Here is a 14,318-nt window from a genome sequence, read left to right on the forward strand (position 1 = left end):
ATTTTCATGAACACAAGAACTATAAAAATATTAACATCATTAATTCTGCTTACTACAACTACGATTGCTTTTACAGTACAGGCCAAAGGTAATACACGTTTAAATATTAACCGTGAAGAGAATAATACTATTGTAAAACCTCAATGGTTAACCATCGAAAGTACAAACTATTATGATGGTGATAGCGATGACTTAGCCACAGCGGGTTTAGGCTTTACACCGCTATCAACAACTAAAATCAATCTTAAGCAGGCTAACCCTACGCAACCAACAACTCAAGAACTAAGGCAATTAAAACTTAACCGATTTATTGATACTAAAACGGGAGAAGGCACTCTTTTTGGTTATCAGCGTAAAACCTTAACCCCATTATTTGATGGCAAAGTGGCAGGTACTGAGGTTTTAGCTACCCTTAAAAATAAAGAAGAAACTGTCGGTTTATTATTACAAATCCCCTTGGATTTTGATAAAAACAAACCTTGTATTGTTGCGGTGCCTGCCACCGATTCCGATGGATTATTTAATGCCCACGATGTACAAATTAGAGGATTATGGGGATTACGTCACAACTGTGCAGTTGTTTACAATGATAAAGGATTAGGCAACGGTATTTATGATATCACTAACCAGCGTGGATTTGCCATTGATGGCAAAACACAAACAGATAATCTTCTTTTTAAACCAGATATTAACAATCGAGAAAGGTATGTTAAAGCTTATCCCAACCGCTACGCCATAAAACAACTGCATTCAAGACAGAATTCAGAGCAGCGTTGGGGGGAATTTGTTTTACAATCCATTGAATTTGCATTTTATCAAATCAACACATTATATTCACCGGATAAAACAATCAAATACAACAAAGACAATACATTAGTATTAGTCTATGGAGCGAGTGATGGTGGCGGCGCAGCACTCAAAGCGGGCGAGCTTGACAAAAATAACATTATAAAAGGAATCGTTGCAGTTAACCCACAAATTGTACCTTATTCCAAAAAAATAGCCGCTAGCGTACAATTCGGTAAAAATACACCTGTTAAAATTCAATATCAATCGATAGCAGAATACAGCGCATACGCTTCACTTTATATCCCTTGTGCTGTGCCAGCAATTATCGAAAACAATAAAGATAAGTATATTCCTTTTGCCGATAAATATGTTTTTTCACAAAACCGCTGTAATGACTTAAAACAAGCAAAACTATTAAAAGAAGGCACACCTGAAGAAGCGCTTGAAAAGCTGCATAAATATGGGTGGACGCCTGAAATGGATATCCAATTACCCTATTTTTATTTTAAAGAAACGGTCAGTTTACCTTATCAATACATTAGCGCTTACGGACACTACGACATCACCGAAAGAATGTGCAACTATTCAGTTGCTAGCACACAACAAAATCCCATTTACTATACCGGTAAAGTTGCACCATTAAAGGAAGTCGCCTTTGAGCAACTTTGGGGATTATCTGATGGACATTTACCTGTATGGATTGGTAATGATTCAACTGCATTAGCATTGGTCAATAATGAAGATGTGATTTCACCTAGAAGGGATTTCTATTCTAGCTCTGAAAGCAAAGAAAACATTGATTATAATAGTAAAGGGGCTATATGTTTATATAAAAAAATAAACGATCCGCGCGTTCAATATGGTATGGGTCAGATCATTGCTTCGGCTAATTTAAATGGAATTAAAACCTATATTGTACATGGCCGTAATAATGTCAAACAATTACCGGATTACACATCACGAGCTTATGTCGCATTAAATAGCCAAGTTGAAGGTAAAAATTCACAATTACGTTACATAGAAGTTGAAAACACTAGCTATTTAGATGGTAAACCGCCATTTGAAAACATTTTACTTCCTATAGATTATTATGGTGAAGATGCAATGGAGTGGTTATGGGCAAATCTAACGAATAAAGCAACCCTGCCTGAAAGCCAAGTTGTTCATACAAAACCACGAGCAAGTAATAATGACATTACCCTTGATGCTACCATTAAAAACTTAGTGCCGATTTCACAATCACCAAATCGTAACAATGTTATTAAGAAAGAAAACGGTAAACTTACTATTCCAAATTAATAACTAAAGATTATCGGGTAAGTTGATTAACTAAACTTATTTCGATAATCGCCTGTTTTCTTGAAAATGATTGGAACTAACAAATTTTACCATTTGGGGATATAACTTAAAAAAAAGTGATTCAAGCGCTGAATAATGTAGCTTAATATCAACAATTGTCTCTTTTAATAAACTGAGTCTAGGTCTTCGCGCGGCCATACCTTTAAGTACTTTTTCAATAAATTCGATATCAGCATAATTTTCAAGCCATTTACCTTGCCACATTGACTGCATAAAATATTGATAATCGGGTGGATAATCAGTAATAAAAGGGGCAATTTGCTCTTTAGTCAACTGGTTAAATTCAGCTACGGCAGCATAAGATTTTATACCATACTCTGACCAGTATTTAGACAAAAAATGATCCCAAACAATATCTAATGCAATAGGCGCCACTCGCTGGTGAGTTTTTCTAAATAACTGTTTAGCTTGCTTCACTTCGGGTAAAGAATCGATTAGGCTATCGATTCTTCGGTGAAGCATAATGCCATCTGCAATAGTTTGTGGATAAGCTAAATAGGGATCACCTTTCACAAAATCGGCAACACTATTCCCAATCAAGGAACTGTTTGCCAATGTTGCCAAATGTAAATGTGCAAGAATATTCATACAATAAGAATAATTAATTATTCACGGTGTTTAAATTGCCCTTCAGCTAATCCTTCACGCCAATAGCTGGTAATTTGGAATGCGTCGGCTGGTAAATTACTATATTTGTCTTTTAGCGCTCGACGCAGCTGCTGTGCTAGCGATGCCTCCATTCCCCCCCAAAAAAGGAGTGGTGGATTATCCGTAAAATCTGTCGCCAGTATGCTATCAATCAGTTGACTTGGTTGTCCTTTGTCACGGACTAACCAATGAATTTGTTGGTTGTCACGAACGGGTAAGGGTAATACATCGGTTGGATGATTAACTTCAATAAAGGCATTGACTTTTTGATAATCAGGCAAGTGCTCAATAGCGTAACTAATAGTAGGCACGGCAGCGATATCGCCCATAAAAACTAACTGCTGATCATCAACGTTTAATTTAGATACAACCCCAACTACACCAACTTGATCACCAACAGTTGCCCGCTGTGCCCATAACGTTGCCAAACCTTCTGGGTGAATAGCAAAATCAATTGCCAATTGTTGTGTTGCTTCATCAAAATAACGCACACTATAAGTTCGAGCCAATTGGCGAGTTCGTTCATTAACAATAATTTTATTATTTTCATCTAACTGTGGAAAAGGAATCTGACCAGATTCAGGATCAGTAAAGAGTAATTTAATATGTGGACAAACCCAAGACTTATCAATCGTGAGTGGCTTACTACAAGTAAAGTGTAATCGAATAAAACTATGGGATATTTTTTCAATTTTAACCACTGTCAATATTGCATTAACAATCACTCTTTTATGTTGTTCTGTCATATTTAAGATCCTTTCATTCCATGTTATTAGCATTATCATACAATAAAATAACCAAAATATAGCCAACTTTTTATTTAACCGTTTTGCGTTCAATACCGCAATTAAACCTTAGCTTTACAAGCAATGCACGCAATAGTATTGACAGTTTGACTTAGTAAGTTAGGGAACCAAAAGCACGGCACCAATCTTGCTCAAACTTTACTATTGCTGCATCCACAGCTGGATCAGAAATAAATTGTTCAGCCACATCCACAGGTAACGTAATTGATTGACATCCTGCTAATAAACAATCCAAGGCTTGTCGTGGTGTTCTAAAACTGGCCGCTAACACCATAGATTCAGGACAATGTAAATCTAATAATGTCTGTAACTCTTGAATTGTCTCTTTACTATTGCCGCCTTGCGCATCAATACGATTAACATAAGGCGCAATATATTTTGCCCCAGCAAGCGCGCCTAAAAAACCTTGTCCCGCTCCATATACCGCCGTGCCTAAAGTTGGTATTCCTTGTTTGCTCAATTCCTTTATGGCAATTAAACCTTCGGCATTAACAGGTATTTTAGTTACAATAGTTGGCACGGCTTTTCTTAGTTGCTCAGCTTCTTTTATCATCTCTTTAGCCTGGTTCGACAATACTTGAGCAAAAAGCACTTTATCCGAACCTAACAGATCTTGTAACTCGGCTAACAATTCAAAAATCGGCTTTTCTGATTTTGCCACAATACTTGGATTAGTCGTGACACCTTTAATTGGCAATATTGCAGCAAGGCGTTTAATTGCTGAAATATCCGCTGTATCTAAATATAATTCCATACTATGCCCCTTGGTATATAGGTTAATTATCTAAGTGATAAGACACTAGCATAGTAAAAAATATTGTTTTGTTAGCCTAGAAGACGATTTTGCTATTTACTGGATTTTTGTACGCTAAATATAAAAATGAGATCTTGATCACATAATTAATACATTTAATTATAAAGATATTTTATTATTCTTTGCTTTCATCATTCACGGAATATACTCTATAAAACAGCGTGTATTTCTTGATATCATACTCACTTAAATAGCATGAAAATATCCATCAACAACACACTAACTAAGCTGGTTAACGGACAAATGAAGATTAATCATATCTTCTTTGCCGATAATAGCAATGCACCAACACTGCAAGCATTCCAGCTTGATTTTCCGAAGATAGAGATTGTGCTGGAAGGTACACAACAAATTCAATTGACTGATAATGCCGGCAATATTATTCACAAAACGCTATCAGCCCATGATCTCTTATATACTGTGGTCCATAGTTGGAATAACCCCATTCTAGAAGAGCCTGTCACCACTTTAACCATTTTATTTGCCAAACAACAAATTAACCTCAGTTTACGGCATTGGAATGGCAACCAATTTACCTCTTATGGTCAAATCAATACGTTAAGGCGCGGTCCACGAGTCGGCGCTTTTATTATTCAAGCACTCGCCGAACTAACTTGGCATAATCAACCAGCAGAAAATAATCAAACCGCGTATTTTTTGATACAAAGTCTACTGAGTAATACCTTAGATCTGCTCAATGTCAATGTCGAAACTGCATCGAAAACGGCAAGCATTTTTCAAGCGATCCGACAATATATCGATACCCATTTTTGTGACGATATCACCCGCGACTTTTTAGCCAATATGTTTTATATCTCGCCTAACTATTTATCTCATCTATTTCAACGCGAAGGCAAAATTGGCTTAAATGAATATTTAAATCATGTACGTATAGAATATGCCAAATCACTATTGAAAAATTATGATTTAAATGTCAAAGAAGTCGCACAAGCATCGGGCTTTCAAGATAGTAACTACTTTTGCCGAATTTTTAGAAAAAAAACCGAACGCACACCAACCGAATACCGCCGTCAATACCACAGCAAATTATCACAAAAATAATAAATAAGGTTTAAAAACTAAATCGATTGGTGTTGATAACAATAAAATGCAATCAAATACTGTTCATCATTAAATTTTTCAAAATTATCTTTTTGCAAAAATAACGGCAATAATGCAATTCCCTGCCCTTTTTCGACAAGGTTCAACAATTGGCTTAAAGAATCAACGGTAATAATATTACTCGTCTGTTGGTATAGAGCTAAAGTCTTAGCTCTTAGCGGACAATCAACATCATTATTAATCAAAATAGGCAGTTGTTGATGAGTGATATTTGAATGGCTTTTTAAAAAAGTAACAGGTAAATATTTTGTAGCCACTAAACAATAATCAGCATGATTAAATTTTTTAAACGTAATGACATTATCAAAAAATTGCTCATTAATAACATGGTTCATCTCACTGGTTCTTTTTATAACAATCTCTGTTGAGCCAATTGCATATTTTTGTTGTTCAATCACAATAAATTGGAAAAGAAGTTCAGAAATTAATAGCGTAGGATGGCGAAATTTAAATGATGTCTTAAGCTGTGCAAATCTATCGAGTGTTTGAATAGCGAAATGATAAAACTGTTGCCCCTCTTCTGTAGGTATGACACCATCAAATCGACGAATAAATAAGCTTGCACCTAACTCATGCTCTATCTTTTTTAAATGAGCCGTCAAGTTTGATTGAGTATAACCCAAAATTTTAGCGGCTTTATTAAGACTATTCACCTCATAAACCGTTTTAAAAATCAATAATCCTTTAAAATTCATTTAAAAACAGTACCTATCACTTTTTTTGATACCCCAATCATAAATGAGGATTATTCAAATCTCAATTCCTTTTCTAAACTAAATCAAACATTGAAAGGAGACAAATTATGCAAGCAATGCAATATAAAATAAATTTACCGGCTGATTATGATATGAAAATAATCAAACAACGAATTATGACTAATGGCCACAAAACGGATGGTTTTAAAGATTTATTATTTAAAGCTTACTTAATTTCAGAAAAAGATAACGATAATATTGCCAATAGCTATTGCCCACTCTATATTTGGCGCCGTACAGAAGGCATGACAACGTTCATATTTGACGGTTATTATGACAATATTCTAACTTCATTTGGTTGGCAAAATATTCATATAGGCGTAGTTGCGCAAATCAATCTCAGTGATCGTTTTGTACAAAGTAAATACATGTTAGAAGAAAACTTTGTCATTGCGACTCAGCCACAATTAAAAGGGTTCGACTTCAAACACCCTACACATCAAAATCAAACAGGACAGATAGTAATCTATAATCCTGATAAATGGATGTATTGTATTTTCACTTTTTTTCATGAAAAACCGACATTAGTTAATCACAATCTCTATCAGGTATTACATCTTTCACTCGGTCAATAATCAACTAAAAGCCAACAGCAAAATAGTGCCGTTACCATTGGAAAACATTTAAATAACAGCCTGTTAATGAATGCTATAAATTGTTATTGTTAAAATTAGTTTCATTTGATATAGTTTCAATTGAAACCAATTTAATAAGGCTTTTTTATGGCGATCCCTATTACAACCGTTGAAAAACTGATTGATAAATTTAAATCTCGTGGACTTTCATTCAACTATGATGAGATTTTTTTGACTCGTTTATTGCAGTTTAGTACCGAAACACTGTTAGAAAATCTTAACCAAACTTATCAACAGTATCAGCTTGATGACAAATTATTTGCTATTTTACTGGTGATTTATTGGCATCAACCTGACGGCGTGAAGCCGTCACAAGTCAGTCAGTTAACCAATTTTTCGCGTGTCCAAGTTAGCCGTAGTGTCGAAACCTTGGTCGCAAATGGTCTGATTGAACGTCAAGATGATGCGAACGATCGTCGTTCCCACTGTCTGATTTTGACAAATAAGGGGACTAAATTTTTTAAAAAAGAGTTACCCCCTATCGAACAGAAAGTGGTTGCTGCCTGGCAAATTATTTCGCAGGAAGAACGGCAGCAGTTACGTTCAATCTTAACTAAACTTTTAAAGCACCTTACTGAATAACGATAAGCGAGAATATTTATGAAGAAAAAACAGCTCATACCTCTAATATTATTATTCATTTTGGCAATAAGTTGTATCGTTTGGTTTATTTATAAAAGCCCGGCTTCACTGGTTTTATATGGTAATGTCGATATTCGCACTGTGAATAGTAGTTTTCGTGTTTCAGGTCGCTTAATGCAGTTGAATCATGAAGAAGGCGATCATATCAAACAAGGTGATCTATTAGCTAAACTTGATGCTAAACCTTATCAAATTGCTTTAGATCAGGCGAAAGCCAATTTAATGATGCAGCAAGCGCAATTGGATTTAGTCACCACCGGCTATCGTAAAGAAGAAGTCGCGCAAGCTGCTGCACAAGTCTTACAGTATCAAGCGAGTTATGATTATGCCGAAAGCAATTATCAACGCATGGCAACATTGATTAAATCCGCCTCGATATCTAAAGATCAACTGGATAACAGCTTAACCTTGCGAAATCAAGCCAAAGCCAATTTACAGACAGCAAAACAAAAGCTAGATCAACTCACTAACGGTTATCGCAAAGAGGAAATTGAATCAGCACAAGCAACCGTTGCAGTGGCAAAAGCTCAGCTTGAACAAGCTGAACTTAATTTATCGGATACCGAACTTTATGCTCCTACTGACGGCACCATTTTAACTCGCGCAGTTGAACCCGGTACGATGTTGAGTGCAGGCACACCGATTTATGCGATTTCGTTAGATAGGCCAGTTTGGGTACGGGCTTATATCGATGAAGTCAATTTAAGTCAAGCCGTACCGGGTCGAACCGTTTATGTATATACCGATTCTCAGCCGGACAGACCCTATATCGGCCAAATTGGCTTTGTGTCTCCTACGGCAGAATTTACCCCGAAAACGGTTGAAACCCCCGTATTACGCACTGATTTAGTTTACCGTTTGCGAATTCAAATTAACCAAACCGGTGAAGGGCAAGCAGATGAGATGTTACGTCAAGGTATGCCGGTAACCATTAAATTTTCACAATAATGGTGACATTATGCAAAATCATCAGCAAATTGTACTCGACAAGGTCACCAAACAGTTTGTGCAAAACAATCAACCGGTAACAATTGCTATAAAGCCGTTATCGATAACCCTTTCCGCACATGGGGTGACTGGTTTGGTGGGTCCGGATGGCGCCGGCAAAACTACCTTGTTACGAATGTTAGCAGGGTTGCTTACGCCAAGTGAAGGCAAAATTACTGTTGCAGGATTAAACCCGATAGAAAACCGCGATCAACTACGGACAATTGTAGGCTATATGCCCCAAAAGTTTGGTCTTTATGAAGATTTGACCGTGTTAGAAAATCTTAATTTATTTGCTGATCTACGTGATATCAAAAGCGAAGATCGTCAGCAAATTTTCGATAAACTGCTTAAATTTACCGATTTGGCGCGCTTTACTGAACGACTAGCCGGTAAGTTATCCGGCGGGATGAAGCAGAAACTTGGTCTAGCTTGTACTTTATTGGGCGATCCACAAATTTTGTTACTTGATGAACCGGGTGTTGGCGTTGATCCGATTTCACGCAAGGAACTATGGCAAATGGTGCATCAGTTAGCCAATGAAGGGATGCTTATCATCTGGAGTACATCTTACCTTGACGAAGCTGAACAATGTAAATCCATTTTATTGCTTAATAAAGGTGAATTACTTTTTCAAGGACAACCGCAACGGCTAACCCAGCGCGTTGCCAATCGAGTTTACTTGCTTTCTTCATCTACATCAAATCGAACGTTATTACAATCAGTTTTAAAATTACCCGCAGTAAGTGACGGTGTGATTGAAGGCGATAATATTCGCTTGATTATAAAATCAGATCAATCTATTGAGCAAATATTAAAGCATCTGCCTATCCCCGATATTACCAGTAAACCGACTTGTGGGCGTTTTGAAGATGCATTTATCGATTTACTTGGCGGTATTACTCATAAAGAATCGATATTGACTAAAATTATGCCGAAAATATCGGGATCACTCGATGATATTGTTATCGAAGCCAAAGATTTGACAAAAACTTTTGGCAGCTTTATTGCCACAGATCAGGTAAATTTTACCATTAAACGCGGCGAAATTTTTGGTTTATTAGGTCCAAATGGCGCAGGTAAATCAACAACGTTTAAAATGATGTGCGGCTTATTGCCTGTTAGTCGCGGAAAAGCCTTAGTCTTGGGGTTAGATCTGAAAAAAAGTGCGATCCAAGTACGTGAACGAATTGGCTATATGGCGCAACGCTTTTCGCTATATGATAAATTGAGTGTGTATCAAAATCTGCGCTTTTTTTCGGGGATTTATGGCTTGATGGCAGATGAACAAAAACAACGCATGAACGAGATGATAACCGCATTCGATTTAGAGCCAATGTTAGCTAAAAAACCTGAATCATTGCCACTAGGATTCAAACAACGCTTAGCTTTAGCTTGTGCTTTGATGCATAAACCCGAAATTGTCTTTTTAGATGAACCGACATCAGGTGTCGATCCGATAACGCGTCGTGAATTTTGGGTTCATATTAATAGTCTGGTTGAAAAAGGTGTAACGGTTATGGTGACAACGCACTTTATGGATGAGGCTGAATATTGTGATCGTATCGCTTTAATTAATGGTGGCAAAGTAATTGCTTTAGGTTCACCAAATCAATTAAAGCAATCCGTCGCCGACAATGCAACTATGGAGCAAACTTTTATTAAACTGGTCGTTGATGCTAAATCAGGAAAAACATTATGATGTTTTCATTCAGCCGTACATTGACACTGTGTAACAAAGAGATTAAGCAAATCCTTCGTGATCCAAGTAGCTGGATAATCACCATTATTATTCCCTTGTTATTATTGTTCCTATTTGGTTATGGTATTAGTTTAGATTCCAACAAAATTCGTATTGGTGTATTAGTCGAACAACAAAGTCAGCCGGCTCATGATTTTGTACAAGAATTGAATGGTTCCCCTTTTATTGATCCTGTGTTTTCAAATAACCGCTATGAATTATCAACAAAATTAAGCGCCGGACAAATTCGAGGGATAGTTGTCATACCCGTTAATTTTGCGCAAGCAGTACAAAATCACCAAGGAACTATTCAACTTATCACCGATGGCAGTGAACCCAATACTGCTAATTTTGTACAAGGTTATTTAACGAGCATATGGCAAATTTGGCAACAAAAGCAAAATCAACAACGATTGATTGACCATCGTCAAGGTATTGAAATAACCTCGCACGTTTGGTTTAACTCAGCGGCGATAAGCAAAAACTTTATTTTGCCTGGCGCTATCACGATCATTATGACAGTGATAGGTTCAATTCTAACTGCTTTGGTGATTGCTCGTGAATGGGAACGTGGCACGATGGAAGCGTTATTATCAACGCCAATGACTAAGTTAGAGTTTTTATTATCAAAGCTTATTCCCTATTATCTAATTGGTCTACTCGCGTTAATTATTTGTGTAATTGTGACGGTGGGCATCATGCAAGTGCCTTTTCGCGGTTCGATTACACTATTATTAATTGTGAGTAGTTTATTTTTACTGGTTATTTTACAACTGGGTTTATTGATATCAACATTAGCCCGCAACCAGTTTAATGCAGCTATGATTGCATTAAACGCGGCATTTTTACCAGCCGTTATGCTTTCGGGATTCGTATTTGAAATCAATAGTATGCCGGCCATTATCCAACTCGTTACTTATATCATCCCAGCTCGTTACTACGTCAATATTTTACAAACGCTGTTTTTAGCCGGCGATATTGTATCGGTAATGCTAATTAATGCGTTTTTTTTAATCATCTGCATCTGTCTTTTATTTGTGGTGATATTAAAAAAAACCCGTATGCAATTAGATTAAGATAACCGGAACAAATACTATGATAAAATTGATTAACACAATAACCCTATATCGAACTTTGACTCTAATAAAAAAAGAGCTCGCCCTACTTTGGCAAGATAAACAAACCCGTCTTATTTTAGTCATGCCAGTTTTACTGCAAATTTTTATCTTTCCTTTTGCTGCTACGCTTGATGTCACCAATGCAACAATAGCCGTGTATAGACCAACAATAGATGAACCGAGTTCAGAGTTAATTAATCGATTTGCACATTCGAGTTCTTTTTCTAAAATATTAGTACTCGATTCACAGCAGGCCATTAGTGATACAATTAATTATCAAAAAGCCTTAGTTGCGGTGCAATTTCCAAGTGATTTCTCGCAAAAATTACTTAGTGGGCAATCCACACAAATCCAAATTATTTTAGATGGTCGCAAGTCTAACAGTGCGCAAATTGCTGCTAGCTATATTCAACAAATTATTATGCAATATCAGCAAGAACAACTAGGGCAAAATAGTAGTCAATTGATTGTCCGTCATCGTTACAACGGTAATTTAGACTATAAACATTTTATCTTACCGTCCTTAATTGCGTTAATTACGACTATCGGCGTTATGATTGTCACCTCACTTTCGGTAGCACGTGAACGCGAACAAGGTACCCTTGACCAGTTACGCATTTCACCTTTAATGACTTGGCAAATTTTTACTGGTAAAGCAATACCAGCAATTATTGTCGCCATGTTACAAGGCAGTCTGATACTGATTGCCAGCATTTTTCTTTATGGCATTACCTTTCAAGGATCACTCATTTATTTTTATTTATGTATGTTTAGTTATGGATTATCGTTAGTTGGATTTGGCTTATTTATTTCTGCACTTTGTTCAACTCAACAACAAGCATTTATTGGTATTATTACCTTTATGATGCCGGCAATATTATTATCAGGATTTATTGCGCCGGTCGAAAACATGCCAATTTTTTTACAATATCTAACAGAAATTAATCCGGTGCGCCATTTTGTCGAACTAACAAAGCAGATTTATCTAAAAAATGTCAGTTTTGCTATTATCTGGCATAGTTTATGGAAACTGTATGCCATCACAATATTATTAGGTGGTAGTGCTTACTTTCTATTTAAAAAGTATGTGTAACATCTCATAACATTCGAAGATTCGAATAATGTCTATGATGATTATTGACCTATTTTTATGCCACTTATACTACGACAAGCTTGTTATTTATTATTTTTAACGCTCTATAAAACCAAATCAGCGTCTGAAGAAAAAAGATTTGGCGACCAACCGCGTGAATAACTTACCTGCTGCTTACTGAGTTAAATAGATGTATTGCTTAAATTTTAATCTAATTGTATGCTTGCGGCTCCGACGCCCGCGCCTCGTTCGTTTACAACGACTCGTTGCGGGCTTTTGCCACAACATTTACTTCGTTAATGTTATGGCAACGTCGCGTGTATTCATCGCTATAACCATCCACTCCATACTCGCACTCAAGTTGTACGCCAAACTCGGTTGAAATCACTTATGGCAAATGTTCGCTTAGCTTAGTTACGGAAAAAGCTACACACAAAAATCGACTTATTAAGATATGTTTTAAATTGAAATAAAACAATTTTAAAACAGTAACCTAATTGCTGGTTAATGACAAATACAGTTGGATTATATGTGCTTAAAAAAGCACCTTCTTTAAATAAAAATGCCTTATTTAAATTCTGTTGATAATCCAACTTGTGACAAATATTGATCATAAATCCTTTTGCAACATGAAATCCTTATCTAATTTATACTATTTAAATCAATTGGATAGTCATTAAATAAGCACGTAGTTAAATCATTCTTTACATAAAACATAATGCATATTGGTATCGACACCCACACCAACATCACCATAGTACAAACCTATTCGAAAGTGCGCACTGTTACCACCCGATAATGTTCCCCAATAGTCTGCTGTCCAAAACAGCTGATCTAGCCAGTGTGATTTTGGATAGGTATTTTTATCTAAATGTCCCCATTCACCCAAAATACTTTCGCCAATAGACCTTGTATAAGCACTGTATTGATAAATCCAATTCATTGGCGCAGCACTACGAGGGGAATTAGTTAATTCTTTACGAGTTATCAAACTACAAAAATTAGACGCATTCTGCCAATTATATGCAAATTCATAAGGTACAACCCAAATACCTCGTGGATCAAAAGTATAATCATACGTCAACAATGGATTGTTTTTTAACGTTGCCCGAACAGTGACAGGTCCAGAAGGCTTATCATTAAGTAATACGTTGCCTAATTTATCAATCGAGACTTTTCCACCAGGATTGTTAGGAACAGAATAGTTATAATCTGTTTGCGCACCAGTTAATATTAGCTGAAACTGTGCACCAGGAAAGCCAGTAGAAGGAAACTTATTTGACGATACTGATGGCACCGCTTTAAAACCCAAATTAGGCACATAATCTGAAGTATAACCACCGCCATTAAGAGGATCAGGTTTTGTGCTGTCTGGTATATTCCACCAATTATCTGAATCTGAATCAAAGTTAAAATCGCCCTTTTGATTATTAGTTAACCATTGCTTAGCGGGTAGCACAATTGTTGCGTTAGGTTTGAGATAACATACTTCGCGTTTAGATAAAATATAATAACTGTGGCTTGCCCCCGTAAATTGACCTATATCCGGTATACCATAACGGGTTGCTAAAGCACCATCATCGGCACTAAGGGTTAATTTATAGGGAGATTTACACGCATCTAACTCACTATTCGGATTCGATTTCACATAATCGGTCACATCTTCACCATCGTACGTTTCCCATTTCACTCTCATAGAACCCGTTATGGTAAAAAGTTTATCTCCATCTGCATCACGCCAATAATTATTTGCCACTATCACATTAGCTAACGGCATTGATGGATAATTACTAAAAGGTAAATAGGTTT

Annotated in this window: 13 protein-coding genes; 8 read left to right on the top strand and 5 right to left on the bottom strand. The window is 36.5% G+C overall.

The window, feature by feature from the left end; all coding sequences use genetic code 11:
- The first annotated feature begins 6 nt into the window (after window positions 1-6).
- Window positions 7-2,088, top strand: coding sequence for a 3-hydroxybutyrate oligomer hydrolase family protein (locus J3U59_RS02350; RefSeq protein WP_267332482.1), 2,082 nt, complete (start codon window positions 7-9; stop codon window positions 2,086-2,088).
- Window positions 2,089-2,124: 36 nt separating this feature from the next.
- Here the strand turns inward: J3U59_RS02350 and J3U59_RS02355 are convergent, their stop codons facing one another.
- The 3 genes from J3U59_RS02355 to fsa form a co-directional block, all read right to left on the bottom strand.
- On the bottom strand, window positions 2,125-2,736 hold the full coding sequence (locus tag J3U59_RS02355) for an ACP phosphodiesterase (RefSeq protein WP_267332481.1): 612 nt from the start codon (window positions 2,734-2,736) through the stop codon (window positions 2,125-2,127).
- A 17-nt stretch (window positions 2,737-2,753) separates the two neighbouring features.
- Entirely contained in the window at window positions 2,754-3,542 is a 789-nt protein-coding gene (locus tag J3U59_RS02360; protein WP_267332480.1) for a siderophore-interacting protein, read from the bottom strand.
- A 151-nt stretch (window positions 3,543-3,693) separates the two neighbouring features.
- The gene (fsa, locus tag J3U59_RS02365) at window positions 3,694-4,356 is read right to left on the bottom strand and encodes a fructose-6-phosphate aldolase (protein ID WP_267332479.1); all 663 of its coding nucleotides are present in this window, start codon (window positions 4,354-4,356) and stop codon (window positions 3,694-3,696) included.
- A 303-nt stretch (window positions 4,357-4,659) separates the two neighbouring features.
- Here fsa and J3U59_RS02370 point away from each other — a divergent pair, with 303 nt between their 5' ends.
- Window positions 4,660-5,478, top strand: a complete 819-nt coding sequence (locus J3U59_RS02370) for a helix-turn-helix transcriptional regulator (RefSeq protein ID WP_267332478.1) — start codon at window positions 4,660-4,662, stop codon at window positions 5,476-5,478.
- A gap of 17 nt (window positions 5,479-5,495) precedes the next feature.
- Here J3U59_RS02370 and J3U59_RS02375 read toward each other — a convergent pair whose 3' ends face one another.
- Entirely contained in the window at window positions 5,496-6,233 is a 738-nt protein-coding gene (locus tag J3U59_RS02375; RefSeq protein ID WP_267332477.1) for a LysR family transcriptional regulator, read from the bottom strand.
- A 107-nt stretch (window positions 6,234-6,340) separates the two neighbouring features.
- Here J3U59_RS02375 and J3U59_RS02380 point away from each other — a divergent pair, with 107 nt between their 5' ends.
- The 6 genes from J3U59_RS02380 to J3U59_RS02405 all read left to right on the top strand — a co-directional run bounded on the left by J3U59_RS02380 (window position 6,341) and on the right by J3U59_RS02405 (window position 12,509).
- Window positions 6,341-6,868, top strand: a complete 528-nt coding sequence (locus J3U59_RS02380; RefSeq protein WP_267332476.1) for a DUF4865 family protein — start codon at window positions 6,341-6,343, stop codon at window positions 6,866-6,868.
- Between the two features lie 147 nt (window positions 6,869-7,015).
- The gene (locus J3U59_RS02385; RefSeq protein ID WP_267332475.1) at window positions 7,016-7,510 is read left to right on the top strand and encodes a MarR family transcriptional regulator; all 495 of its coding nucleotides are present in this window, start codon (window positions 7,016-7,018) and stop codon (window positions 7,508-7,510) included.
- Window positions 7,511-7,528: 18 nt separating this feature from the next.
- A complete protein-coding gene (gene hlyD / locus J3U59_RS02390; RefSeq protein WP_267332474.1) occupies window positions 7,529-8,518 on the top strand; it encodes a secretion protein HlyD in 990 nt (329 codons plus the stop codon).
- A gap of 10 nt (window positions 8,519-8,528) precedes the next feature.
- The gene (locus J3U59_RS02395; protein ID WP_267332473.1) at window positions 8,529-10,259 is read left to right on the top strand and encodes an ATP-binding cassette domain-containing protein; all 1,731 of its coding nucleotides are present in this window, start codon (window positions 8,529-8,531) and stop codon (window positions 10,257-10,259) included.
- Entirely contained in the window at window positions 10,256-11,374 is a 1,119-nt protein-coding gene (locus tag J3U59_RS02400) for an ABC transporter permease (protein WP_267332472.1), read from the top strand. The genes J3U59_RS02395 and J3U59_RS02400 overlap by 4 nt, the downstream gene beginning before the upstream one ends.
- A 19-nt stretch (window positions 11,375-11,393) precedes the next feature.
- On the top strand, window positions 11,394-12,509 hold the full coding sequence (locus J3U59_RS02405) for an ABC transporter permease (protein WP_267332471.1): 1,116 nt from the start codon (window positions 11,394-11,396) through the stop codon (window positions 12,507-12,509).
- A gap of 697 nt (window positions 12,510-13,206) precedes the next feature.
- On the opposite strand, the gene J3U59_RS02410 is transcribed toward J3U59_RS02405, so the two are convergent.
- On the bottom strand, window positions 13,207-14,318 hold a 1,112-nt coding region (locus J3U59_RS02410), incomplete at its 5' end, for a hypothetical protein (protein ID WP_267332470.1).

Source organism: Gilliamella sp. B3783 (genome assembly GCF_026536125.1).
In the GTDB taxonomy this organism is placed as follows: Bacteria; Pseudomonadota; Gammaproteobacteria; order Enterobacterales; family Orbaceae; genus Gilliamella.